The following is a 24,521-nucleotide window of genomic DNA, read 5'->3' on the forward strand; positions in this document are numbered from 1 at the left end:
CAGGGGTGCGGTGCCAGGGTCGACACCGCATGTTCCTTCAGGAACCGATGTAGCTGGTCTTCACGACCGTGTAGAACTCTTGTGCATAGCGGCCTTGCTCACGTGAGCCATAGGATGATCCCTTACGGCCGCCGAACGGAACGTGGTAATCGACACCGGCGGTCGGCAGGTTGACCATGACCATCCCGGCTTGCGAGTGACGCTTGAAGTGGTTGGCGTACTTCAGCGAGGTGGTGGCGATACCGGCGGACAGGCCGAACTCGGTGTCGTTGGCCATCGCCAGCGCTGCCTCGTAATCGGCCACGCGAACGATGTTGGCCACCGGGCCGAAGATCTCTTCACGGCTGATGCGCATCGACGCTTCGCTGTCGGCAAACAGCGTTGGCGCGAGGAAGTAGCCTTCGGTGTCGCAGGTCACCAGACCACCACCGCTGACCAGACGTGCACCTTCGCTCTGGCCGATGTCGATGTACTTCATGTCCTGTTCCAGCTGCGCCTGGGAAACCACCGGGCCGATGTCGGTGCCGGATTTCAGCGCGTGGCCGACCTTGATCGACTTCATGCGTTCGGCCATCGCCTCGACGAATTTGTCGTGAATCCCGGCGGTGACGATCAAGCGGCTCGACGCCGTGCAACGCTGGCCGGTGGAGTAGAACGCGCTCTGCACCGACAGCTCGACCGCTTGTTTGAGGTCGGCGTCGTCGAGAATGATCTGCGGGTTCTTGCCACCCATTTCCAGCTGCACCTTGGCCTGGCGCGACACGCAATTAACGGCGATCTGCCGACCCACGCCGACCGAACCGGTGAAGCTGATGCCATCGACTTTCGGGCTGTTGACCAGCGCTTCGCCAACCACCCGCCCGCTGCCCATCACCAGGTTGAACACGCCAGCGGGGAAGCCTGCGCGGGAGATGATTTCCGCCAGTGCCCAGGCACAGCCCGGCACCAGGTCCGCCGGTTTCAAGACCACGCAGTTGCCGTAGGCCAACGCCGGGGCGATCTTCCATGCAGGGATGGCAATCGGGAAGTTCCACGGGGTAATCAGGCCGACTACGCCGAGGGCTTCGCGGGTCACTTCGACGTTGACGCCCGGGCGCACCGACGGCACGTAGTCGCCGGACAGCCGCAGACATTCACCGGCGAAAAATTTGAAGATGTTGCCGGCGCGGGTCACTTCGCCGATGGCTTCGGGCAGGGTCTTGCCCTCCTCCCGGGCCAGCAGGGTGCCGAGATCTTCGCGACGGGCGAGGATTTCCGTGCCGACTTTATCCAGCGCATCGTGACGGGCCTGAATACCGGACGTCGACCACGCCGGGAACGCGGCACGGGCGGCATCGATGGCGGCGTGAACCTGAGTCAGGTCAGCCTTGGCGTAGTCGCCGATGGTGTCGCTCAACTCGGACGGATTGATGTTCGCCGAGTAATCGGCACCGGCGACCCATTCACCGTTGATGTAGTTGTCGTAACGCTTGGAATCAGCCACAGAAAATTCTCCTCTCTACGCAAAAGCCGCTGATTGCTCAGCGGCCTTGTGGGTCGGTGTTTATTGCGCGCCTTGCTTGTCGATCAGTGCGGCGAGCATTTCGAATTCTTCGCCGGTCAGGTCGGTCAGCGGCGCCCGTACCGGGCCTGCGTCATAGCCGGCAATCTTGGCCCCGGCCTTGACAATGCTCACGGCGTAACCGGCTTTGCGGTTGCGGATGTCGAGGTACGGCAGGAAGAAGTCGTCGATGATCTTGCCGACGGTGGCGTGATCATCGCGGGCAATCGCGTGGTAGAAATCCATCGCGGTTTTCGGGATGAAGTTGAACACCGCCGACGAGTAAACCGGCACGCCCAGCGCCTTGTAGGCGGCGGCGTAGACTTCAGCGGTCGGCAGGCCGCCGAGGTAGCTGAAGCGATCGCCGAGGCGACGACGGATCGACACCATCAACTCGATATCGCCCAGACCGTCCTTGTAGCCGATCAGGTTCGGGCAGCGTTCGGCCAGACGTTCCAGCAGTGGCGCGGTCAGGCGGCAGACGTTGCGGTTGTAGACCACCACACCGATGTTCACCGATTTGCACACCGCTTCAACGTGGGCGGCAACGCCGTCCTGGCTGGCTTCGGTCAGGTAGTGCGGCAGCAGCAACAGGCCTTTGGCGCCCAGACGCTCGGCTTCCTGGGCGTACTCGATGGCCTGGCGGGTCGAACCGCCGACACCGGCCAGAATCGGCACGCTGGTGGCGCAGGTATCGACCGCGGTCTTGATGATTTCCGAGTATTCGCTGGCTGCCAGGGAGAAGAACTCACCGGTGCCACCGGCGGCGAACAGTGCCGAAGCGCCATACGGGGCCAGCCATTCCAGACGCTTGATGTAGCCGGCGCGGTTGAAATCGCCCTGGGCGTTGAAATCGGTGACCGGGAACGACAACAGACCGGCGGAGAGGATGGACTTCAGTTCTTGTGGATTCATTTTTCGAACACCCTGGGTAGCAACATTTTTTGTGAGTTTTATGATTCAGCCAGCGCTGAAGTTGTAGGTCATCGTACAACTTAAAAGACAACCGTCAACTGCATTTCATCGTTGCCCCACGCTTTTTGTCGGACAAGATCCCTTCTTGACGTAGGAAAAATCTGGTCTAGGCTCGATTAGACTGTATATCCATACAGTTAAAAATAAATCCACAGACGGCATATCAAGGAGCAAGAAATGTCCGGACCGCACCCAAAACCACAGGAAAGACCCAAACCGCTGATCGCTCGTTTCGATGATCTTTTCACGGAAAACGGCATCCACTTCAGCGCCGACAATCCGCATCTGGTGTTGCACATCGCCGACGCCCACAGCGATGTCGAACCGCTAAGCGTCCTGCCCGGCAACACCCTCAAAGGCAAGCCCAAACTGCGCTTCGAAGGTGGCGAACACACGGCCATCGGCGACAACACCCTGCTGCGCCTTGCTGAAAACGCTGAACCGATCCGCGCGCAAAACGTGCCCTTGCACCTGCCCAACGGCCTCGCGCTGACCTACGGTCAGGTGCTGGCGCTGGGCGGTGATTTCTACGGCGTGGTTGATCGACCGATCAACGAAGGTGCGACCCCGGCCGATCGCCTGAACCGGTTCAATGCCGCCTTCGACTCCCTCGCAATACTGCCGGCCTCGCGCGCCGAGGCCACGCAGATTCTCGCGGTCATGCAAAAAGAGATCGACGCGGTTAAACAAGCGATCCAGGACGGTAAACCGGCGCACGAAGCCTACGACGCACTGGGAGATACGTTGTCCGAAGAGTGGAACAAGATCACCGGTGGCGGCAGTTTCGTCTCCGCGCTGATCCCACTCGGGCGTTATCTGAAACTGGCGGCGAACAACGCCGACCACTTCGGCGAATGGGCGAGACTGGCCTATATCGCCGGTCACACCGCCGCCCTGCAAACCGCCATCGCCGCCCGCGCCAGTCAGGATAAACAGCAACTGGAGCGCGCCTACGCGATGAACGCGTTTGCCGACCACTTCCTCACCGACCTGTTCTCATCCGGCCACTTGCGAGTACCGCGCAAGGAGCTTGCCGCGGTGGTGACCCCGAGCGATCTGGGTTCACTGATCACCCGCTTCATGCACGACGAGGACAGCAAATTCGGCCTCAAGGTGGGTAACGCCCATGGCGATCAATGGCGCGCGTACGGCGACAAGCGCTACTTCGAAACCAGCGACGCGGACAACCGCACCCAGGTCAATCTGGCGGTGCAGGCCTCGGCGGATGAGGTGTTTGCCGCTTACTTGAGCGGCACGCTGCCCGCCCCGTCCACATTCGCCGCACTGCAACGCGTGCCCGACCTGACGGCGGTGCTGAATATTTCCAATAACTTCGCACCGCTGTTCCGCGTCGAGGGCGGCAAAGTCTTGCGCCGCAAAGATGTGAACAACCTCAACGACACCGCCACCGTCGACAACTGGTGGGGCTGGAGCACCTACCTGCTGCTCAAGGACTATCACCCGAGCGGCAACGTCATTTAAGGAGAATGGGCATGACGATCAAATTGAAACTGGAACTGGCGTCGGGGCAATCGCTGCAAGGGGCGCCGCTGGAGTTGCTGGCCGATGGCAAGCCGATTGCGCGGGGGGTTGTGGATCAATCAGGCGAGGTGGCGTTTGCTGCCAAGCCGGGTAAAGCGAAACTGGCGGTGAGGGTGGATCGCTCGATATTGCCGCGCTGAATTCACCGGCCCCTTCGCGAGCAAGCCCGCTCCCACAATGGATCTCGGCTGAACTCAAAATCCGGGCTCACCGAAAATCCAGGGTGGGAGCGGGCTTGCTCGCGAAAGCGGTAGATCAATCAACACATGAATCAAACCTGCAAACTCATCCCCGCTGCGCCTGCGCCTCTTCATGGGCCTGGCGCAGTCTCTCACGGCTGTTGGTCAAATGCAGACGCATCGCCGCCCGCGCCGCATCGGCATCCTGGCGGGCAATCGCTTCGTAGATTTCCTCGTGTTCCCGGCTCAGGCGGTTCATGTAGTGCTGCTGATCGTCATGCGCAAGGCGCGCAGAATTCAGCCGCGTACGCGGAATGATGCTGGTGCCCAGGTGGGTCATGATGTCGGTGAAGTAGCGGTTGCCGGTGGACAGGGCGATTTCCAGATGGAAAGCGAAGTCCGAGGCGACGGCATCGCTGGCGTGGGCCACGCTGTCGTTCAGCGCATCGAGGGCGGCGCGCATGGTTGCCAGTTGCTCCGGGCTGCGGCGTTGCGCGGCGAGGCCGGCGGACTCCACTTCCAGGCTGATGCGCAATTCGAGAATCGCCAGCACATCACGCAGGGTGACGACCGTCGCCGGGTCGATGCGAAAACCGCTCGGGCTCGGGGTGTCCAGCACAAAGGTGCCGATGCCATGGCGGGTTTCCACCTGGCCAGCGGCCTGCAAGCGGGAAATCGCCTCACGCACCACGGTGCGGCTGACGCCATGTTCCTGCATGATCGCCGACTCGGTGGGCAGCTTGTCGCCGCGCTTGAGCAGACCGTCGCGGATCTGCTCGGTCAGCACCGTCACCAGCTCCTGGGCGAGGCTGCGGCGCTTGCGCGGGAGGCGTGGGGTGTCGATCGGGTTTTCCATGGTCTACGTCTTGTCTCGAAATTTCGGCTTGGTGGGCATCATAGCGCAGGCGGGTTGTACGATCACTTACCACGCGTAACCCCTGTGGGAGCGGGCTTGCTCGCGAAGGCGGTGTGTCAGGCAACCGATTTGTCGACTGAAAGGACGCCTTCGCGAGCAAGCCCGCTCCCACTGGGGAATGGTGGTGATCAGGCGGTCACGGCCTGCTCCACCAGATGCCCGCTGTCGATGCGCACATGGCGTGGATGGAAGCGTTTGAGGCTGCTGCGGTGGCCGACACTGACGATGCTCAGCCCCGGCAATTGATCGATCAGCGCCTGATACAGCGTCGCTTCATCCTCTTCATCCATCGCCGACGTCGCTTCGTCCATATACAGCCATTGCGGTGCGTACAGCATGGCGCGGGCGAAGGCCAGACGTTGCTGTTCACCCGGCGAGAGCATGCGCTGCCAGTGATTGGCTTCATCCAGACGCGCGACCAGATGCGGCAGACGGCAGATTTCCAGCACCTCGACGTAGCGCTCCGGCGCGTAGGTGTCGCCCGGTTGTGGATAACTCAAGGCCTCGCGCAGGGTGCCGATCGGCAGATACGGCTTCTGCGGCAAAAACAGATAACGCGCCGCCGGCAGGCGGATGTTGCCGTGCCCCGCCGGCCACAAGTGCCCCATCGCCCGCAGCAGGGTCGACTTGCCGCTGCCAGAGCGGCCGCTGAGCATCACCCGGTCACCCGGCTCCACCGTCATGTCGGCATTGGTCAGCAGGTGGCGACCGTCTGCCAGATCCAGACCGAGGTTGTGCACTTTCAACTCACGGCCCTGATTCTGCACGTCGATGGCCGGGGTGCGCTGTTCGTTATCGGTCATAGCCTGACGGAAACTCAGCAGACGATCACAGGTGGCGCGCCAGGACGCGAGGCTCTGGTAAGCGCTGATGAACCAGCTGAAGCTCTCCTGGACGTTGCCGAATGCCGAGCTGATCTGCATCAACTCGCCAAGTTCGATCTTGCCGGCGAGGTAACGCGGCGACGCAACGATAAACGGGAAAATGATCGCAGCCTGGCTGTAACCGGCAGTGAAGAACGTCAGGCGCTTGGACACTTTCATGATGTCCCAGAAGTTGTGCCAGACATTGCCGAAACGGCCGCTCAAGCGACGGTTTTCATTCGGTTCGCCGTTATACAACGCAATGCTTTCGGCATTTTCGCGAATCCGCACCATGGAAAAACGCAGGTCGGCTTCAAAGCGTTGTTGTTGGTTGTTCAGGCCGATCAAGCGACGACCGATCAAGTGCGTCAGCCAGCTGCCCACCACGGCGTAGACCAGCACGCACCAGAACATGTAGCCGGGAATGGTGATGCCATAGACTTCGATGCTGCCCGAAACGCCCCACAGAATGATCGAGAACGACACCAGGCTGACAATATTGCGCAGCAGGCCGATCCCCAGCTCAAGGGTATTGGAGGTGAAGTTGTTGAGGTCTTCGGAAATCCGCTGGTCCGGGTTGTCGGTGTAACCGCCCTGCTCCAGCTGGTAGTAATTCTTGTCGGCGAGCCAACGGGAGAAATGCTTTTCGGTGAGCCAGGCGCGCCAGCGAATCGTCAGCATCTGGGTCAGGTAGAGCCTGTACACGGCGCCGATAATCGCCACGGCCGCAATGCCGCAAAAGTACAGAATCAAGCGCCAGAACGCCGCTTCATCCTTCTTTTGCAGGGCGTTGTAGAAGTCCTTGTACCAGGTGTTGAACCACACCGAGATGCCCACGCTCAGCAGCGAGAGCGCGATCACCGCAATCAGCAGCGTCCAGGCCTTGCCCTTCTCTTCACTGCGCCAGTAAGGCGTGATGATCGCCCACACCTTGCGAAAAAACTGCCCGCGCACAGCATCGTTGACCGCGGAATATTCAGCGTTCTGATTCATGGAAAAGGCTCGATAAAGAAAAGAACAGACACGCACCGATCATAGTTGATCGGTGCGCGTTATCGCGAGAGCTGGCGATGGCCGTTCAGCGCAGGTTCAGCGACGAACCGGGCGCTTCTGCAGTTTGCGCTGCAGGGTGCGGCGGTGCATGCCCAGGGCGCGGGCAGTGGCGGAGATGTTGCCTTCGTGCTCGGTCAGCACACGCTGGATGTGCTCCCATTGCAGGCGGTCAACCGACATCGGGTTTTCCGGCACCAGGCTGTCGAGGTCGGCGTGCTCGGAGAGCAGCGCGGCCAGTACGTCGTCGGCGTCGGCCGGTTTGCACAGGTAGTTGCAGGCGCCGCGCTTGATCGCTTCGACCGCGGTGGCAATGCTCGAATAACCGGTGAGGATCACCACGCGCATTTCCGGGTCCAGCTCCAGCAGCTTGGGCAGCAGCACCAGGCCGGAGTCGCCGTCCATTTTCAGGTCGAGCGCGGCGTAGTCCGGCAGGTCAGCCTGGGCGATGGTCAGGCCTTCTTCGGCGGAACCGGCGGTGCTGACGCGAAAGCCACGGCGGGCCATGGCACGGGCCATCACTCGGGTGAAGGTCGCGTCGTCGTCGACCAGCAGCAAATGCGGCAGTTCTTCACCTTCGACTTGGATTTCGTCACTCATGTTGGTCTCCTCGGGCGCCGTGGGGCAGGCGCAGCTCGGTGAGCGTGCCGCCTTCCTCATGACTATAGAGTTTCACTGAGCCGCCGGCGCGTGTCACGCTGGCCTTGCTCAAAAACAGGCCCAGGCCGAAACCTTTGCCCTTGGTGGTAAAAAACGGTTTGCCGATCTGCTCGGCGATGGCCAGCGGCACACCGGCGCCGTGGTCACGAATGCTGATGGTCACGGTTTCCGCGTCCCAGTCCAGGGTGACCTGGAGATTTTCCGGGCAGGCGTCGGCGGCATTGTTCAGCAGGTTGAGCAGCGCCTGGGCCAGATCCGGCGGCGGCGCCATGCGCGGCACGCTGCCCTGGCCGAGACGCTGGAAACGGTAACTCGCTTCCGGACGCATGAGGTGCCAGCGGTTCAGCGCTTCGTCGAGCCATTGGGTGACGTCCTGCATCTCCACGGCCATACGGCGGTTGGCCTCGGCGGCGCGCACCAATTGTTGCAGGGTCTCTTTGCACAGTTTGACCTGATCCTGCAGCACTTTCAGATCGTCCTGCAACATCGCGTCGGGATGATCCTGCTGCATCTCCTTGAGCAACACGCTCATGGTCGCCAGCGGCGTGCCGAGTTCATGTGCGGCGCCGGCCGCCTGGGTGGCGACGGCCAGCAACTGCTGATCGCGCAGGCCTTCTTCGCGGCGAATCGCCCGCAACTCTTCCTGACGACGCAGCTCTTCAGCCATGCGCGCAGCGAAAAACGTGATGACCGCAGCGGCCAGTGCGAAGCTCAGCCACATGCCGTAGATCTGCAGGTTCTCGCGGGCCACCGGCAGGGTTTCCAGCGGGTAGAAACGCGTGAGCATCACGGTGTACAGCGCCAGCGCGATACCCGACAGAATCACCGAATAACGCCACGGCAGCGTCACCGCCGCGATGGTCAGCGGCACCAGATAATAGGAAACGAACGGGTTGGTCGAACCGCCGGAGAAATACAGCAACGCACTGTGGATCACCAGATCGCAGGCCAGCTGCAGGGCGTATTCGAGTTCAGTCACCGGCCATGAAGTACGCAGGCGCACGGCGGTGAACACACACAGCAGAATCGAGCAGCCAAGGGTCATCGCCAGTTGCACCCACGGCAACGGCAGCAGTTGCAGCCAGTAGGCCAGGCCTACGGAGCCGGCCTGCGCGGCGAGCACCAGGGTGCGGATGAAAGTCAGCCGCCAGAGGTTCTGGCGAGTGGCGGAAGTCAGTTGTACGGGGGCGAGCATGAGCTCTCCTGATGAGCGCTCCAGGCGGATCGCACGGAGTATAACCAAGCCACGGCTTTGAGAGGCGAAAGTGCGGCAAATGACCACATGGCGAAAACATTCTCGGCGGCTATAAGGACGCCTTCGCGAGCAGGCTCGCTCCCACAGGGGAATGCATTTCAAAAGTGGGAGCGAGCCTGCTCGCGAATGGCTGCGCAGCAGTCCGGCCATCTGTATAGAAGTTGTAACTGGGCGAACCGGATCATAAAAGCTAGAGTCTGATGGTTTCACGCAGGCCCCCCGATCCAGCACCTGCGCCCTCATCAAGGAGCTTTCATGCACACATTTCGCCGCAGCGCCGCCCTTCTCGCCCTGACCGTCGGCAGCGTCGCCAGCCTTCCGGCGCTGGCCGCCGATGAGCTGCACTACAACCAGATTTCCCTGCGCGCCGAAGTCAGCCAGGAAGTGGCCCGCGACCTGATGATCGTGACGCTCTACACCGAAGAGCAAAACACCGACCCGGCCAAACTCGCCGCCGACGTCAGCACCACCATGAACAAGGCACTGGCCCAGGCCAAGCAAGTCAAAGACATCACCCTGCGCCAGGGCAGCCGCAACAGCTACCCGATCTACGACACCAAGGGCCAGAAAATCACCGGCTGGCGCGAACGCGCCGAACTGCGCCTGGAAAGCGCCGACTTCGCCGCCCTGTCCAAACTCACCGGCGAACTGCTGACCGACTTGAAAATGGGCGGCATGGACTTCGCCATCGCCGAGCCGACCCGCAAGGCCAGCGAAGACAAGTTGCTGAAAGAAGCCGTCAGCGCCTTCAAGGCCCGCGCGCAACTGGCCACCGATGCACTGGGCGGCAAGGGCTACAAAATCGTCAACCTGAACCTCAACAGCAACGGCTACCCACAACCGTACATGCGCGCCCCAATGATGATGAAAGCCGCCGGCATGGCGGATTCGGCACCGGTGACACCTGAAGTTGAAGCCGGCACCAGCCAGGTCAGCCTGACCGCCGATGGCTCGATTGAAGTGCTGATGCAGTGAGTTGATGTGGGCTGAATGAGAAGCCGGCGATCAGTAAGTGATCGCCGGTTTTTTTGTGCCTGGATTTTGTGGTGAAGGTTCCGCCGCCATCGCGAGCAGGCTCACTCCTACAATTTGGAATGCATTCCCCTGTGGGAGCGAGCCTGCTCGCGAAGAACGATAACGCGGTCGTCAGCCTTGCGGATCCACCCGATCCAGCGCCCGATTCACCGCCAGTTCAGCCAGCATGATGATCTGCTGAATCGCCAGCGCCGTATTGCGCTGCGGGCGACTGAGCTGATCGGCGAAATCACTGGCCATGGTGTTGGCCGAGGCCAGGGATTCACAGGCGTGCGCCAGCAGGCTTTCCGTATCGATGCCCGGGTGGACGAGGAACATCGAACTGGGCGTACACGGTTTTGTGGCTTCGGGGCTGAGGTAGAAATCGAGGGCGCGTTTGATGGCTTCGCGGTTTTTCGCGAGGTCTTCGGCGTGGAGGGCTTCGGAGAGTGGGGTTGTTTCTGGGGGTGGATCGGGGACAGGCTTGGACATGCATTTCACCTATGACGTTGGACCACCTCAAGCCGTTTCTCACACGACGAAGAGGTGGCAGCTATGTGCGGGGTGAGAAACCGGTCATAGGCACCCGGCCAGACAAAAGTCTGCCCGCACAGAGCCGCCATAACGTAATTGCATACAGCGTATTGGCTGGCGGCAATTATGCGGGTATGGGCACTGAATGACTATGAACTGCCGGGTTCTCACGCCCGATCGCTGAGTTTTCAGCGACAGCTCAAGGCTAGAGAGCTGGCGTCCGAGGGACAACCTGAAAACCTTGTGGGAAGGTTCTGGTTATTTGAAACGACTTTAAACAGGCCAAGGTTATTGGGCGACTGGACGGGCCTCTTCGCGAGCAAGCCCGCTCCCACAGTTTGAACCCGGTGTATTCAGGTAGAGATTGGTCGGCTGTCAGGCCGCCATCGCCAGCAGGCTGGCTCCTACAATTTAGCAAGCGCATACCCCATGCGGCGAAGCCGCCCCACTCAACAGGATGAGCGCAAGCTCGGCTGCAGCTCTTGATCTTGATCCACGGGCGACGTCGGAAGGCTGAGTGGAGGGATTGATCCGGGGGTGGGAGCGCAGCGACCGTTTGGCGCAGCCAAACACAGCGAGAGGAGGTGCAGCGAAGCAAACCGTAGGCGCTGCCCCCGGATCGATCCCGCAGCGAAGGGACCCCGAGCCCCAGCGAGCGGGCCGAACGCAGGAGCAAGCCTTTTTGGTTACTTTTTCGGCGTCTGGAAAAAGTGACCCGCCGTAAGGGCGGAACCCCAAGCCGCCATGACCGCAGCAACGGATATGTACCCACAACCCAGATATACCAAGATAGACACCCCAACAAGAAAAACGATATTTCCGAAGCCCCCCAAATCCCCGCTACCCTGAAAAAACAACTACCTCCAATCGACCCGGGGACTCCATGGAAAGATTCACCCTCAAACCACTACTAATCACCCTCGCACTGACAGCCATAGCCCCCATAGCCAACGCAGCCACCACCCTGGTCTACTGCTCCGAAGCCAGCCCCGCAGGCTTCGACCCCAGCCAATACACCAGCGGCACCGACTTCGACGCCTCAGCCGAAACCATCTTCAACCGCCTCACCCAATTCAAACGCGGCGGCACCGAAGTCGAACCCGGCCTGGCGACCAACTGGGACGTAAGCTCGGACGGCCTCCAGTACACCTTCCACCTGCGCCAAAACGTAAAATTCCACACCACCGACTACTTCAAACCCACCCGCGATTTCAACGCCGACGACGTACTGTTCACCTTCCAGCGCCTGCTCGACCCGGACAACGCCTTTCGCAAGGCCTACCCCGCCGAGTCCCCGTACTTCACCGACATGGGCCTGAACACCACGATCAAATCGGTAGAAAAACTCGACGAGCAGACCGTGCGCTTCAACCTCAACAACGTCGACGCCGCGTTCGTGCAAAACCTCGCCATGAGCTTCGCCTCGGTGCAATCGGCCGAATACGCAGCTCAGCTATTAAACGAAGGCAAAGCCGCCGACCTCAACCAGAAACCCGTCGGTACCGGCCCGTTCGTGTTCAAGCGCTACCAGAAAGACTCACAAATCCGCTACGCCGCGAACAAGGCCTACTGGAAACCCGAAGACGTGAAGATCGACAACCTGATCTTCTCGATCACCCCCGACGCCGCCGTACGCCTGCAAAAACTCAAGACCGGCGAATGCCAGGTCAGCGGCTACCCGCGCCCGGCGGACATCGAAGTGATGGAACAAGACCCGAACCTGCGCGTACTGAAGCAGGCCGGTTTCAACCTCGGCTTCCTCGCCTACAACACCACTCACCCACCACTGGATCAGCTCAAGGTGCGGCAGGCGCTGGACATGGCCATCGACAAACCGGCGATCATCAAAGCCGTCTACCAGAGTGCCGGCCAACTGGCGCAGAACGCCTTGCCGCCAGCGCAGTGGTCGTATGACCCGAACATCAAGGACGCGCCGTACGACCCGGTGAAAGCCAAGGCGCTACTCAAAGAAGCCGGGGTTGCACCGGGCACCACCATCAACCTGTGGGCGATGACCGTGCAGCGCGCCTCCAACCCGAACGCGCGGATGTCGGCGCAGATGATCCAGCAGGATTGGGAGAAGATCGGGATCAAGGCCAACATCGTCAGCTATGAATGGGGCGAGTACATCAAGCGCGCGAAAAATGGCGAACACGACGCCATGATCTATGGTTGGACAGGTGACAACGGTGACCCGGACAACTGGCTCGGCGTGCTCTACAGCTGCGCGGCGGTCAAGGGCAGCAACTACGCCAAGTGGTGCGACCCGGCCTACGACAAACTGGTGCAGCAGGCCAAGGTGACCACCGACAAGGCGCAACGGGTAAAACTGTATCAACAGGCGCAACTGATCCTTAAACAGCAGGTGCCGATCACCCCGATTGCCAACTCGACCGTGTTCCAGCCGCTGCGCAAAGAAGTGACCGACTTCAAGATCAGCCCGTTCGGCCTGACGCCCTTCTACGGCGTGGGTATAAATAAGTAACACCGAGCCCCAGAGCGGCGCACACAACGTGACCAGCGCACCGTTTTGGGGCTTCGTTTGCACCGTAAAAAACGCCCGCAAACGGTCAAATGCGTCAACTCTTATACAAATGCGACATTAAGGTACGTTCGTGCCACGCTTTGAGGCCGGCAGTCGCTCTGGATCTTGCATTGGGTATGGCCCCTGCATAAGTATCCGCAGGCACGACTCACGAGGTCGTACCTCAATATTAAAAAATGACAACAAATCATGAGGCCAACATGCTTAAACACGCGGTCATTCCGTTTTTAGTCGGCGCAGGCTTGTTAGCCTCCGCACCATTCGCATCCGCTGCGACTAACCTGGTGTTCTGCTCCGAAGGGAGCCCGGCCGGTTTCGACCCGGGCCAGTACACCACCGGAACCGACTTCGACGCCTCAGCAGAAACCATGTTCAACCGTCTGAGCCAGTTCGAGCGCGGCGGTACCGCTGTTGTTCCTGGCCTGGCCACCAGCTGGGACATTTCCCCGGACGGCCTGACCTACACCTTCCACCTGCGTGAAGGCGTCAAGTTCCACACCACCCCGTATTTCAAGCCGACTCGTGAGTTCAACGCCGACGACGTGCTGTTCACCTTCAATCGCATGATTAACAAGGATGATCCGTTCCGTAAGGCGTACCCGACCGAATTCCCGTACTTCACCGACATGGGGATGGATACCAACATCACCAAGATCGATAAAGTCGACGACCACACCGTCAAGTTCACCCTGAAAGAAGTCGACGCCGCGTTCATCCAGAACATGGCCATGAGCTTCGCCTCGATCCAGTCCGCCGAGTACGCTGCCCAGCTGCTCAAGGAAGGCAAGGCTGCCGACATCAACCAGAAGCCGATCGGCACCGGCCCGTTCGTGTTCAAGAGCTACCAGAAAGACTCCAACATCCGCTACACCGGGAACAAGGACTACTGGAAGCCTGAAGACGTGAAGATCGACAACCTGATCTTCGCCATCACCACCGACCCGTCGGTACGTATCCAGAAGCTGAAAAAGAACGAGTGCCAGGTCACCCTGTTCCCGCGTCCGGCGGATCTCGCGGCGCTCAAGGCCGACAAGACCCTGAAGATGCCTGACCAGGCCGGTTTCAACCTGGGCTACATCGCCTACAACGTGATGGACAAGGTCAAGGGCAGCAACGAGCCTAACCCGCTGGCTGACCTGCGCGTACGTCAGGCGCTGGACATGGCGGTGAACAAACCGCAGATCATCGATTCGGTTTACCAGGGCGCTGGCCAACTGGCCGTCAACGCCATGCCGCCGACCCAGTGGTCCTACGACACCACCATCAAGGACGCCAAGTACGATCCTGAAAAAGCCAAGCAACTGCTCAAGGAAGCTGGCGTCAAGGAAGGTACCGAGATCGTTCTGTGGGCGATGCCGGTTCAGCGTCCGTACAACCCGAACGCCAAGCTGATGGCTGAAATGCTCCAGTCCGACTGGAAGAAGATCGGCCTGAACGTGAAGATCACCAGCTACGAGTGGGGCGAGTACATCAAGCGTTCCAAAGGTGGCGAGAACCAGGCCATGCTGATTGGCTGGAGCGGTGACAATGGTGATCCGGACAACTGGCTGAACGTGCTGTTCGGCTGCGACTCGCTCAACGGCAACAACTTCTCCAAGTGGTGCGACAAGAAGTACGACGGTCTCGTCAAGGATGCCAAACGCACCACCGACCAGGCCAAGCGCACCGAACTGTACAAACAGGCGCAACACGTCCTTAAAGATGCTGTTCCATACACACCTATCGCTCACTCGACGGTGTTCCAACCCATGCGCGCCAACGTGCAGGATTTCAAGATCAGCCCATTCGGCTTGAATTCCTTCTACGGCGTCAGCGTCAGCAATTAAGCCATTGCAACGGCGGCGTTCATGACGTCGCCGTTGCTTTCGCTGCCGGGAAGTCAGGAATTTGCCTACAGCCAATTCCGCTGCGGATGACTGCAGCGGCAGAGGACGCGTCGACTTTTCCTACGAGTTTTCAGGCAATTACGCATTTACTGCCAGACCCACGGCCCCTACCGTCGGGCTCTGACCAGTTTCTGCGTGGGCCACCGGCTTGCTGTACGTACTGGATTGAGCTCAATGCAACCTCAACTTCCCTGGACGGGATCGCGGTGCATTGAACAACACTAAAAAAAGAGGGAGCGTCATGCGCCATACCTTGGTTTTTTCCGCATTGCTGGGCGCCGGCCTGTTGGCCGCCACGTCGGCCAGTTACGCCGCCAGCGACAGTCTGGTGTTCTGCTCCGAGGGCAGCCCGGCGGGTTTCGATACCGCGCAATACACGACGGCAACCGATAACGACGCCGCCGAGCCGCTGTACAACCGTCTGGTCGAGTTCGAAAAAGGCGCGACCAACGTCGTACCGGGTCTGGCAACCAAGTGGGATATTTCCGAGGATGGTCTCAAGTACACCTTTCACCTGCGTGAAGGTGTGAAGTTTCATACAACGCCGTACTTCAAACCGACGCGCGATTTCAACGCCGACGACGTGCTGTTCACGTTTAACCGCATGCTCGATCCCGCGCAGCCATTCCGTAAGGCTTATCCGACCGAGTTCCCGTACTTCAACGGGATGAGCCTGAACAAGAACATCGCCAAGGTCGAAAAGACCGGGCCGCTGACCGTGGAGTTCACGCTCAACAGCGTCGACGCCGCGTTCATCCAGAACATCGCCATGAGCTTCGCTGCCATCCTGTCCGCCGAATACGCCGACAAGCTGCTGGCCGAAGGCAAGCCGAGCGACATCAACCAGAAGCCGGTCGGCACCGGGCCGTTCGTGTTCAAGAGCTATCAGAAAGACTCGAACATCCGTTACACCGGCAACGAGCATTACTGGGATCCGAGCCGGGTCAAGCTGAAGAACCTGATTTTCGCGATCAACACCGACGCCTCGGTACGCGTGCAGAAACTCAAGGCCGGCGAATGCCAGATCACCCTGCATCCGCGCCCGGCTGATGTTGAAGCGCTGAAGAACGATCCAAAACTGCAGCTGATTTCCAAGCCCGGTTTCAACCTCGGCTACATTGCCTACAACGTCCGTCACAAGCCGTTCGACCAGCTCGAAGTGCGGCAGGCGCTGGACATGGCGGTGAATAAACAAGGGATTCTCAACGCCGTTTATCAAGGCGCCGGACAGCTGGCGGTCAACGCCATGCCGCCGACCCAGTGGTCCTACGACGACAGCATCAAGGACGCCGCCTACAACCCGGAAAAAGCCCGCGAGCTGCTCAAGGCTGCCGGCGTCAAGGAAGGCACCGAGATCACCCTGTGGGCGATGCCGGTACAGCGTCCGTACAACCCGAATGCCAAATTGATGGCCGAAATGCTCCAGGCTGACTGGGCCAAGATCGGTCTGAAAGTGAAGATCGTCAGCTACGAATGGGGCGAGTACATCAAGCGCACCAAGAATGGCGAGCACGACGTCAGCCTGATCGGCTGGACCGGCGACAACGGTGACCCGGACAACTGGCTGGGCACCCTGTACAGCTGCGACGCGATTGGCGGCAACAACTACTCCATGTGGTGCGACCCGGCTTACGACAAGCTGATCAAAGAGGCCAAGGTCGTCACCGACCGCGACCAGCGCACCGTGCTCTACAAACAGGCGCAGCAGTTGCTCAAGCAGCAAGTGCCGATCACGCCTGTCGCCCACTCGACGGTCAACCAGCCGTTAAGCGCCAGGGTTGAAGGCTTCAAGGTCAGCCCCTTCGGTCGCAATGTGTTCTCGGGCGTCAGTATCGATTAACCCAACCGATTAGCCGCAACGCTGAGGGGGCTGTCTATCCCCCTCACGCAAGCGCTTTGCCGAAATTCGCCAATCAGGCCTTTTGCAAACGTTTGCGATGTGTGAATGAGTTCTAAACCAATAACCGGCCAACCCAAAAAAGCCGGCATAAAAAGAAAGTAAAGGAGCTTCACCCATGAAACTGAGCAGCACTGCGATACTGGCTTTGGCCATCAGCAGCATTACCGCAACGGCGTATGCGGAACCTGTTAGTCAGGAATTCGTACCGACCACTCTGGCCGGCAGCAGCGCCCAAAGCGAGGCCAAAGGCTTTGTCGATGGACAAAGTCTGGGCGGCACCACGCGTAACTGGTATGCCAACGAACTGAAGCGTCGCGATGACACCTTCAGCTACGTGAAAAACAGTGACAAGAACACTTCGCCCGTGGTCAAAACACCGACCGCACGTCGTATCAACTGGGTTCAAGGCACAATCGTCAACTACACCTCGGGCTTCACCCAAGGCACCGTTGGCGTCAGCACCGAAGTCGCGGCCTACAACGCCATCGCTCTCGACCGTGACCGCAAGGACATCGCCGGCGGTTCCAACCGTACCCTGGCGCACTCCGACGGTGACGCTGTCGACCAGTGGAGCAAACTGGGTCTGGCCAACGTCAAGTTCCGTGTTTCCAACACTACGCTGACCGCAGGCCGCCAGAATTTCAGCACCCCGATCGTCGACGTCATCGGCAACCGTCCGCTGCCTTCGAGCTTCGAAGGTATCAGCCTGCACAGCGAAGAATTCAACAACCTGTCGTTCGACCTGGCCGGTTTCGACCGCGTCTCGCCTCGTACCGAGCAGAGCCTGTCGAAGTTCCGCAGCGAATACGGTGCCAACGGCGCGGAAACCGACAAGGTCTACACCGCCGGCGTCAACTATCAGCCGCTCAAAAGCCTGAAAACCAGCCTCTACGTGGCCAACGTCGAAGACTTCTGGAACCAGTACTACTTCGGCGGCACCCATGAACTGGGTGACAGCCAGGTGCTGAGCCTGACCACCGGTCTGAACTACTACAAGACCGTAGATGAAGGCAAAAAACTGATGGGCAAAATCGACAACGACACCTACTCGCTGTCGTTCGGACTGACCCACCAGGCGCACAGCCTGACCTTCTCGTACCAGCAAGTGAACGGTGACGAGTACTTCGACTACCTGCACGAAACCAACGGCATCTACCTGGCCAACTCCCTGCTGTCGGACTTCAACGGCCCGAACGAGAAATCCTTCCAGATCGCCTACGGCATCAACATGGCCGAATACGGCGTGCCAGGCCTGAAGTTCAACATCTACCAGGCTCGTGGCTGGGGCATCGACGGTACTCACTACACCGGCACCGCCTACACCGATCCGGGCGCCAAGCGCGGCGACCTGAGCCTGATGGACGGCGAAAGCCACTACGAATACGGCATCGGCGCCTCTTACGCCGTGCAGAGTGGCCCTCTGAAGGCCACCGCGATTCGCGCGACTTACACCACTCACCGCGCGAGCGAGCACCAGGCTGACGGCAACATCAACGAGTTCCGTCTCGTGACCACGATTCCATTCAACATCCTGTAAAAACCACCGACCGACGGCTGACTCATGACGAGTCGGCCGTTCGGTTTTTTGTCTTCAACCGATTGCAGAGGGTTATCGATGAAAATGCTTCCCCTACGTGCGGCCGTCGCTGCCGCGTTGTTGAGCGCCGCCATCGGCGTCTCGGCCAAACCCTTGGTGGTCTGCACCGAAGCCAGCCCGGAAGGCTTCGATATGGTCCAGTACACAACTGCAGTCACTGCCGATGCGGTGGCCGAAACGATCTTCAACCGTCTGGCCGACTTCAAGCCCGGCACCACCGAAGTGATCCCGGCGCTCGCCGAGTCCTGGGACATCAGTGACGACGGCCTGACCTACACGTTCCACCTGCGCAAAGGCGTCAAGTTTCACACCACCGAATATTTCAAGCCGACCCGCGACATGAACGCCGACGACGTGGTCTGGAGCTTCCAGCGCCAGCTGGACCCGAATCACCCGTGGCACAAACTGTCGAGCGTGGGCTTCCCGTACTTTGAAAGCATGGGCTTCAAGGAACTGCTCAAAAGCGTAGAGAAAGTCGACGACAACACGGTCAAGTTCACCCTGACCCGCCGCGAAGCGCCGTTCCTGGCCGACATCGCCATGGCGTTCTCCTCGATCTACCCGGCCGAATACGCCGACCAGTTGCTCAAGTCCGGCAAGACCGGCGACCTCAACAACAAGCCTGTGGGCACCGGCCCGTTCATCTTCCAGCGTTACGCCAAGGACGCCCAGGTACGCTTCAAGGCCAACCCGGACTACTTCCGTGGCAAGGCCCCGGCCGACGCGCTGATCCTGGCGATCGCCACCGACAACAACGTGCGTCTGCAGAAACTCAAGGCCAACGAGTGCCAGATCGCGCTGTATCCGAAGCCGGATGACATCCCGAGCATCAAGAAAGACAGCAACCTGAAGGTCGACGAGATGGACGCGATGACCGTCTCGTACATCGCCATGAACACCCAGCACAAATACATCAGCGACGTGCGGGTGCGCAAAGCGATTGATATCGCCTTCGACAAGGAAGCCTACGTCAACGCGCTCTTCGGCAAAGGCAACGCCTCGGTCGCGGTCAACCCGTACCCGCCGACGCTGCTGGGCTACAACCACGACCTGAAGAACCCGCCACGTGACCTCGACAAGGCGCGCGCCCTGCTCAAGGAGGCCGGGGTTCCGGAAGGCACCGTGTTTACCCTGTTTACCCGTAACGGCGGTGGCCCGACCAACCCGAACCCGATGCTCGGCGCGCAGATGATGCAGGCTGACCTGGCGAAAGTCGGGATCAAGATCGACATCCGCGTGATGGAATGGGGCGAGATGCTCAAACGCGCCAAGGCCGGCGAGCACGACATGGTGTCGGCCGGATGGGCGGGCGACAACGGCGACCCGGATAACTTCCTGACGCCTATGCTCAGTTGCGAAGCGGCCAAGAACGGCGAAAACTACGCTCGCTGGTGCAACGAGAAATTCCAGGCACTGCTGGACGAAGCACGGGCTAAAGTAGATCCGGCCGAACGCGCCAAACTCTACGAACAGGCACAGGTGCTGTTTAATCAGGACCAACCGTGGATCAGCATGGCCCACACCCGTATGTTTACCGCAATGCGCAACAACGTAGAGGGTTATCACATCAGCCCTCTCACCACTAATAACTTCGCCACCACCCAGGTGAAGTAGATAAGAAACTCCCGGCCTCCCTGACCCCAGGGTCGCCGGGCACGCCTAACCGGCTGATGAGGTACCACACAAGATGTTTAGTTTTATTGCCCGCCGACTGGGGTTGTTGATCCCCACGTTTTTCGGCATCACCCTGCTGACTTTCGCGTTGATTCGCATGATTCCTGGCGACCCCGTGGAAGTGATGATGGGCGAACGTCGGGTCGACCCCGAAATGCACGCTCAGGCAATGGAACGCCTAGGTCTGAACAAACCGCTGTATGCCCAGTACCTGGACTACATCGGCAAACTGGCCCACGGCGATCTCGGCGAATCCCTGCGTACGCGTGAAAGCGTATGGACCGAGTTCACCTCTCTCTTCCCGGCGACCCTGGAACTGTCCATGGCCGCCCTGCTGTTCGCCGGCATCCTGGGCCTGCTGGCCGGGGTGATTGCGGCCCTCAAGCGAGGATCCCTGTTCGACCACGGGGTGATGGGCATCTCCCTGGCGGGGTATTCGATGCCGATCTTCTGGTGGGGCCTGATCCTGATCATGTTCTTCTCGGTGAGCCTGGGCTGGACCCCGGTCTCCGGACGGATCGACCTGCTCTACGACATCGAGCCGCGCACCGGTTTCATGCTGATCGACACGCTGCTGGCCGATGACATGGGCGCGTTCCTCGATGCGCTGCATCACCTGATCCTGCCGGCCATCGTGCTCGGCACCATTCCGCTGGCGGTGATCGCGCGGATGACCCGTTCGTCGATGCTCGAAGTGCTGCGTGAAGACTACATCCGTACCGCCCGGGCCAAAGGCCTGTCGCCGGCGCGCGTGGTGTTCGTGCACGGCCTGCGCAACGCGCTGATTCCGGTTCTGACCGTGGTCGGTCTGCAAGTCGGCACCCTGCTGGCCGGTGCAGTCCTGACCGAAACCATCTTCTCCTGGCCCGGCATCGGTAAATGGCTGATCGAAGCCATCGGCGCCCGGGACTACCCGGTTGTGCAAAACGGCATCCTGTTAATCGCCTGCCTGGTGATTCTGGTCAACTTCGTAGTGGACATCCTCTACGGCTTTGCCAACCCACGCATCCGTCATCAGCGCTGAGGTCCATACCATGAGCACTCCAACATCCTCAGTAGCCAATGCCGCCCCAAGCGCGGATCAAAGCCTGCTGTACCCGTCGCCGTACAAAGAATTCTGGCAAGCTTTCTCCAAAAACAAGGGCGCGGTTGCCGGCCTGCTGTTCATGCTGCTGGTGATTTTCTGCGCGATCTTCGCGCCGTGGGTCGCGCCGCATAACCCGAGCGAGCAATACCGTGACTTCCTGCTGACGCCACCGGCCTGGCTTGAAGGCGGGCAGATGCAGTTCCTGCTCGGTACCGATGAACTGGGGCGTGACCTGCTGTCGCGCCTGATCCAGGGTTCGCGCCTGTCGCTGCTGATCGGTCTGTCGTCGGTGGTGATGTCGCTGATCCCGGGGATCCTGCTGGGTCTGTTCGCCGGTTTCTTCCCGAAAATGATCGGCCCGACCATCATGCGTCTGATGGACATCATGCTGGCCCTGCCGTCCCTGCTGCTGGCTGTGGCGATCGTCGCCATCCTCGGCCCAGGCCTGATCAACACCGTGATCGCTATCGCTGTGGTGTCCTTGCCGTCCTACGTGCGTCTGACCCGTGCTGCGGTGATGGGCGAACTGAACCGCGACTACGTGACCGCCGCGCGCCTGGCCGGTGCCGGTCTGCCACGCCTGATGTTCATCACCGTGCTGCCCAACTGCATGGCGCCACTGATCGTGCAGGCCACCCTGAGTTTCTCCTCGGCGATTCTCGATGCTGCGGCACTGGGCTTCCTCGGCCTTGGCGTACAACCGCCAACCCCTGAGTGGGGCACCATGCTGGCCTCGGCCCGCGACTACATCGAACGCGCCTGGTGGGTCGTCAGTCTGCCTGGTTTGACCATTTTGCTCAGCGTGCTGGCAATCAACTTGATGGGCGACGGCCTGCGCGATGCGCTGGACCCGAAACTCAAGAACGCCGCCTGAGGAGATTCCCATGTCACTGCTAGAAATCAAGAATCTCAACGTTCGCTTCGGCGACAAGAACGCCGTTCCAGTAGTCGACGGCCTCGACCTGAAAGTCGACAAGGGCGAAGTCCTGGCGATCGTTGGCGAATCGGGTTCGGGTAAATCCGTGACCATGATGGCGCTGATGGGCCTGATCGAGCATCCCGGCATCGTCACCGCCGACTCGCTCAGCTTTGACGGCAAAGACATGCTCAAGCTGAGCAATCGTCAGCGTCGGCAAATCGTCGGCAAAGACCTGGCGATGGTGTTCCAGGACCCGATGACCGCGCTCAACCCGAGCTACACCGTCGGTTTCCAGATCGAAGAAGTGCTGCGCCTGCACCTGAAAATGTCCGGCAAGCAAGCGCGCAAACGTGCCATCGAACTGCTGGAAAAAGTTGAAATCCCGGGCGCCGCCAGCCGTATGGACGCCTACCCGCACCAACTGTCCGGCGGTATGAGTCAGCGCGTGGCGATTGCCATGGCGATTGCCGGCGAGCCAAAACTGCTGATCGCCGATGAGCCGACCACGGCGCTGGACGTAACGATTCAGGCGCAGATCATGGATCTGCTGCTGGCGTTGCAGAAAGAACAGAACATGGGCCTGGTGCTGATCACCCACGACCTCGCGGTCGTGGCTGAAACCGCCCAGCGCGTGTGCGTGATGTACGCCGGCCAGGCGGTTGAAGTCGGTCAGGTGCCGCAACTGTTCGACATCCCGGCGCACCCGTACAGCGAAGCGCTGCTCAAGGCGATTCCCGAGCACAGTCTGGGCGCCTCACGCCTGTCGACCCTGCCGGGTATCGTTCCGGGCCGCTACGACCGTCCGCAGGGTTGCCTGCTGTCGCCGCGCTGCCCGTACGTGCAGGACAGCTGCCGCGCGCAGCGTCCGGCCCTTGATCCGAAAAGCAACAGCCTCGCGCGCTGCTTCTTCCCGCTGAACCAGGAGGTGGCGTAATGGCCGTCGTACTTACCGCCCGCGACCTGACCCGTCACTACGAAGTCTCCCGTGGCCTGTTCAAGGGCCATGCGACCGTGCGCGCGCTCAATGGCGTGTCGTTCGAACTGGAAGCCGGCAAGACCCTCGCCGTGGTGGGCGAATCGGGCTGCGGCAAATCCACCCTCGCCCGTGCCCTGACCCTGATTGAAGAGCCGTCGTCCGGCTCGCTGAAAATCGCCGGTCAGGAAGTCGCCGGCGCCGACAAGGCCCAGCGCAAGCAACTGCGCAAAGACGTGCAGATGGTATTCCAGAGCCCGTATGCGTCGTTGAACCCACGGCAGAAAATCGGTGATCAACTGGCCGAGCCGCTGCTGATCAACACCAACCTGTCGGCCACCGAACGTCGCGAGAAAGTCCAGGCGATGATGAAGCAGGTCGGCTTGCGTCCTGAACATTACCAGCGTTATCCGCACATGTTCTCCGGCGGTCAGCGCCAGCGGATCGCCCTGGCGCGGGCGATGATGCTGCAACCGAAAGTGCTGGTGGCGGATGAACCGACCTCGGCGCTGGACGTGTCGATTCAGGCGCAGGTGCTGAACCTGTTCATGGACCTGCAGCAGGAATTCAACACCGCCTACGTGTTCATCTCGCACAACCTGGCAGTGGTGCGTCACGTCGCTGATTCGGTGCTGGTGATGTACCTCGGCCGACCGGTGGAAATGGGCCCGAAAGAGGACATCTACACCCGTCCTCTGCACCCGTACACCCAAGCCTTGTTGTCGGCGACGCCAACGATCCACCCGGATCCGGACAAGCCGAAAATCAAGATCGTCGGCGAACTGCCCAACCCGCTGAACCCGCCACCGGGCTGCGCATTCCACAAGCGCTGCCCGTACGCGACCGAACGTTGCAGCAGCGAAGAGCCGGCCCTGCGCCAGCTCGACAACCGGCAGGTGGCATGCCACTACGCCGAGCAGTTCCTCGACGGCGCCGCCTGATCACGGCGGACAGAATTGTGGCAGCGGGCTTACTCGCGAACGCGGTGCGACAGTCGAAGATGATGGCGACTGATTCACCGCTTTCGGGAGCAAGCCCCCTCCCACAGGGGATTTGAGTTGTAGTCAAAGGGTTAACCAAACCCCTTCTCCTCCGATTGCGCATCAGTCGGGGAAGAAGGGGTTTTCTTTTGCCGGCGATTTACGACTGGCTGTCGCCGTCATCATCGTCAGTGTCCGGCTCGTCAGTGGTCGAGTCGTCATCGTCCTTGCTGCCGCCCTGGTCCTGATCGCCCGGTTCGGATTCCGACTTGGCCAGCATGACCACACCGGCTAGTCCGTGGGCTGCATTAAAACCTTGTTGTGGCGTGGCGGAACTCGCCCACGCTGCCGTGGTGCCAAGCGTCAACATCACCAAAACCTTAAGCAACAGCACAACGCGTTGAAAAATGCTCATAGCCATTTCCATCCTTT

20 protein-coding genes are annotated in these 24,521 nt (G+C 60.4%); 12 read left to right on the top strand and 8 right to left on the bottom strand.

Annotated features, from left to right (window positions below; genetic code table 11):
* Positions 1-37: 37 nt before the first annotated feature.
* Positions 38-1,483, bottom strand: a complete 1,446-nt coding sequence (locus JFU48_RS02930) for an aldehyde dehydrogenase family protein (protein WP_201135801.1) — start codon at positions 1,481-1,483, stop codon at positions 38-40.
* Between the two features lie 60 nt (positions 1,484-1,543).
* Entirely contained in the window at positions 1,544-2,455 is a 912-nt protein-coding gene (kdgD, locus tag JFU48_RS02935; protein ID WP_201135802.1) for a 5-dehydro-4-deoxyglucarate dehydratase, read from the bottom strand.
* 237 nt (positions 2,456-2,692) lie between these two features.
* Here kdgD and JFU48_RS02940 point away from each other — a divergent pair, with 237 nt between their 5' ends.
* Together JFU48_RS02940 and JFU48_RS02945 are read left to right on the top strand one after the other, a co-directional pair.
* Entirely contained in the window at positions 2,693-3,997 is a 1,305-nt protein-coding gene (locus tag JFU48_RS02940; RefSeq protein WP_201135803.1) for a phospholipase, read from the top strand.
* Positions 3,998-4,008: 11 nt separating this feature from the next.
* Positions 4,009-4,197 (top strand): hypothetical protein, encoded by a 189-nt coding sequence (locus JFU48_RS02945; RefSeq protein WP_103485928.1) that lies wholly within the window; start codon positions 4,009-4,011, stop codon positions 4,195-4,197.
* 145 nt (positions 4,198-4,342) lie between these two features.
* On the opposite strand, the gene JFU48_RS02950 is transcribed toward JFU48_RS02945, so the two are convergent.
* The 4 genes from JFU48_RS02950 to JFU48_RS02965 all read right to left on the bottom strand — a co-directional run bounded on the left by JFU48_RS02950 (position 4,343) and on the right by JFU48_RS02965 (position 8,920).
* The gene (locus tag JFU48_RS02950) at positions 4,343-5,092 is read right to left on the bottom strand and encodes a FadR/GntR family transcriptional regulator (RefSeq protein WP_041072876.1); all 750 of its coding nucleotides are present in this window, start codon (positions 5,090-5,092) and stop codon (positions 4,343-4,345) included.
* A gap of 188 nt (positions 5,093-5,280) precedes the next feature.
* Entirely contained in the window at positions 5,281-7,008 is a 1,728-nt protein-coding gene (locus JFU48_RS02955) for an ABC transporter ATP-binding protein/permease (RefSeq protein ID WP_201135804.1), read from the bottom strand.
* Positions 7,009-7,104: 96 nt separating this feature from the next.
* A complete protein-coding gene (locus JFU48_RS02960) occupies positions 7,105-7,665 on the bottom strand; it encodes a response regulator transcription factor (RefSeq protein WP_003221630.1) in 561 nt (186 codons plus the stop codon).
* Positions 7,658-8,920: an ATP-binding protein gene (locus JFU48_RS02965; RefSeq protein WP_201135805.1), complete on the bottom strand. Its 1,263-nt coding sequence runs from the start codon at positions 8,918-8,920 to the stop codon at positions 7,658-7,660. Before JFU48_RS02965 ends, JFU48_RS02960 begins: the two co-directional genes overlap by 8 nt.
* Positions 8,921-9,235: 315 nt before the next feature.
* On the opposite strand from JFU48_RS02965, the gene JFU48_RS02970 reads away from it, so the two are divergent.
* Positions 9,236-9,955, top strand: coding sequence for an SIMPL domain-containing protein (locus JFU48_RS02970; RefSeq protein ID WP_003221624.1), 720 nt, complete (start codon positions 9,236-9,238; stop codon positions 9,953-9,955).
* Positions 9,956-10,126: 171 nt separating this feature from the next.
* On the opposite strand, the gene JFU48_RS02975 is transcribed toward JFU48_RS02970, so the two are convergent.
* Positions 10,127-10,486: a DUF6124 family protein gene (locus JFU48_RS02975; RefSeq protein ID WP_201135806.1), complete on the bottom strand. Its 360-nt coding sequence runs from the start codon at positions 10,484-10,486 to the stop codon at positions 10,127-10,129.
* A 925-nt stretch (positions 10,487-11,411) separates the two neighbouring features.
* On the opposite strand from JFU48_RS02975, the gene JFU48_RS02980 reads away from it, so the two are divergent.
* The 9 genes from JFU48_RS02980 to JFU48_RS03020 all read left to right on the top strand — a co-directional run bounded on the left by JFU48_RS02980 (position 11,412) and on the right by JFU48_RS03020 (position 24,050).
* The gene (locus JFU48_RS02980) at positions 11,412-13,013 is read left to right on the top strand and encodes an ABC transporter substrate-binding protein (RefSeq protein ID WP_201135807.1); all 1,602 of its coding nucleotides are present in this window, start codon (positions 11,412-11,414) and stop codon (positions 13,011-13,013) included.
* Between the two features lie 260 nt (positions 13,014-13,273).
* Positions 13,274-14,899, top strand: a complete 1,626-nt coding sequence (locus JFU48_RS02985) for an ABC transporter substrate-binding protein (RefSeq protein ID WP_003221617.1) — start codon at positions 13,274-13,276, stop codon at positions 14,897-14,899.
* A gap of 301 nt (positions 14,900-15,200) precedes the next feature.
* On the top strand, positions 15,201-16,799 hold the full coding sequence (locus JFU48_RS02990) for an ABC transporter substrate-binding protein (protein ID WP_201135808.1): 1,599 nt from the start codon (positions 15,201-15,203) through the stop codon (positions 16,797-16,799).
* A 175-nt stretch (positions 16,800-16,974) separates the two neighbouring features.
* Positions 16,975-18,396 carry an OprD family porin gene (locus JFU48_RS02995; protein WP_103485768.1) on the top strand — a complete coding sequence of 474 codons (1,422 nt, stop codon included), beginning with the start codon at positions 16,975-16,977 and terminating at the stop codon, positions 18,394-18,396.
* 78 nt (positions 18,397-18,474) lie between these two features.
* Positions 18,475-20,070, top strand: a complete 1,596-nt coding sequence (locus JFU48_RS03000) for an ABC transporter substrate-binding protein (RefSeq protein ID WP_201135809.1) — start codon at positions 18,475-18,477, stop codon at positions 20,068-20,070.
* 73 nt (positions 20,071-20,143) lie between these two features.
* Positions 20,144-21,154, top strand: a complete 1,011-nt coding sequence (locus JFU48_RS03005) for an ABC transporter permease subunit (protein ID WP_003221609.1) — start codon at positions 20,144-20,146, stop codon at positions 21,152-21,154.
* A gap of 10 nt (positions 21,155-21,164) precedes the next feature.
* Positions 21,165-22,091: an ABC transporter permease subunit gene (locus tag JFU48_RS03010; RefSeq protein WP_064585947.1), complete on the top strand. Its 927-nt coding sequence runs from the start codon at positions 21,165-21,167 to the stop codon at positions 22,089-22,091.
* 10 nt (positions 22,092-22,101) lie between these two features.
* Positions 22,102-23,070: an ABC transporter ATP-binding protein gene (locus tag JFU48_RS03015; protein ID WP_003221606.1), complete on the top strand. Its 969-nt coding sequence runs from the start codon at positions 22,102-22,104 to the stop codon at positions 23,068-23,070.
* Complete coding sequence (locus JFU48_RS03020) at positions 23,070-24,050, top strand: peptide ABC transporter ATP-binding protein (RefSeq protein ID WP_103485765.1); 981 nt, start codon at positions 23,070-23,072, stop codon at positions 24,048-24,050. The genes JFU48_RS03015 and JFU48_RS03020 overlap by 1 nt, the downstream gene beginning before the upstream one ends.
* Before the next feature lie 199 nt (positions 24,051-24,249).
* Here JFU48_RS03020 and JFU48_RS03025 read toward each other — a convergent pair whose 3' ends face one another.
* Positions 24,250-24,504 (bottom strand): hypothetical protein, encoded by a 255-nt coding sequence (locus JFU48_RS03025; protein WP_201135810.1) that lies wholly within the window; start codon positions 24,502-24,504, stop codon positions 24,250-24,252.
* Between the last annotated feature and the right edge of the window lie 17 nt (positions 24,505-24,521).

Source organism: Pseudomonas sp. TH49 (assembly GCF_016650625.1).
In the GTDB taxonomy this organism is placed as follows: domain Bacteria; phylum Pseudomonadota; class Gammaproteobacteria; order Pseudomonadales; family Pseudomonadaceae; genus Aquipseudomonas; species Aquipseudomonas fluorescens_H.

Bases quoted from the DNA above. Each gene is read 5' to 3' on its own strand.
- kdgD (WP_201135802.1), bottom strand. From the start codon at position 2,455: ATGAATCCACAAGAACTGAAGTCCATCCTCTCCGCCGGTCTGTTGTCG.
- JFU48_RS02940 (WP_201135803.1), top strand. From the start codon at position 2,693: ATGTCCGGACCGCACCCAAAACCACAGGAAAGACCCAAACCGCTGATC.
- JFU48_RS02945 (WP_103485928.1), top strand. From the start codon at position 4,009: ATGACGATCAAATTGAAACTGGAACTGGCGTCGGGGCAATCGCTGCAA.
- JFU48_RS02950 (WP_041072876.1), bottom strand. From the start codon at position 5,092: ATGGAAAACCCGATCGACACCCCACGCCTCCCGCGCAAGCGCCGCAGC.
- JFU48_RS02955 (WP_201135804.1), bottom strand. From the start codon at position 7,008: ATGAATCAGAACGCTGAATATTCCGCGGTCAACGATGCTGTGCGCGGG.
- JFU48_RS02960 (WP_003221630.1), bottom strand. From the start codon at position 7,665: ATGAGTGACGAAATCCAAGTCGAAGGTGAAGAACTGCCGCATTTGCTG.
- JFU48_RS02965 (WP_201135805.1), bottom strand. From the start codon at position 8,920: ATGCTCGCCCCCGTACAACTGACTTCCGCCACTCGCCAGAACCTCTGG.
- JFU48_RS02970 (WP_003221624.1), top strand. From the start codon at position 9,236: ATGCACACATTTCGCCGCAGCGCCGCCCTTCTCGCCCTGACCGTCGGC.
- JFU48_RS02975 (WP_201135806.1), bottom strand. From the start codon at position 10,486: ATGTCCAAGCCTGTCCCCGATCCACCCCCAGAAACAACCCCACTCTCC.
- JFU48_RS02980 (WP_201135807.1), top strand. From the start codon at position 11,412: ATGGAAAGATTCACCCTCAAACCACTACTAATCACCCTCGCACTGACA.
- JFU48_RS02985 (WP_003221617.1), top strand. From the start codon at position 13,274: ATGCTTAAACACGCGGTCATTCCGTTTTTAGTCGGCGCAGGCTTGTTA.
- JFU48_RS02990 (WP_201135808.1), top strand. From the start codon at position 15,201: ATGCGCCATACCTTGGTTTTTTCCGCATTGCTGGGCGCCGGCCTGTTG.
- JFU48_RS02995 (WP_103485768.1), top strand. From the start codon at position 16,975: ATGAAACTGAGCAGCACTGCGATACTGGCTTTGGCCATCAGCAGCATT.
- JFU48_RS03000 (WP_201135809.1), top strand. From the start codon at position 18,475: ATGAAAATGCTTCCCCTACGTGCGGCCGTCGCTGCCGCGTTGTTGAGC.
- JFU48_RS03005 (WP_003221609.1), top strand. From the start codon at position 20,144: ATGTTTAGTTTTATTGCCCGCCGACTGGGGTTGTTGATCCCCACGTTT.
- JFU48_RS03010 (WP_064585947.1), top strand. From the start codon at position 21,165: ATGAGCACTCCAACATCCTCAGTAGCCAATGCCGCCCCAAGCGCGGAT.
- JFU48_RS03015 (WP_003221606.1), top strand. From the start codon at position 22,102: ATGTCACTGCTAGAAATCAAGAATCTCAACGTTCGCTTCGGCGACAAG.
- JFU48_RS03020 (WP_103485765.1), top strand. From the start codon at position 23,070: ATGGCCGTCGTACTTACCGCCCGCGACCTGACCCGTCACTACGAAGTC.
- JFU48_RS03025 (WP_201135810.1), bottom strand. From the start codon at position 24,504: ATGAGCATTTTTCAACGCGTTGTGCTGTTGCTTAAGGTTTTGGTGATG.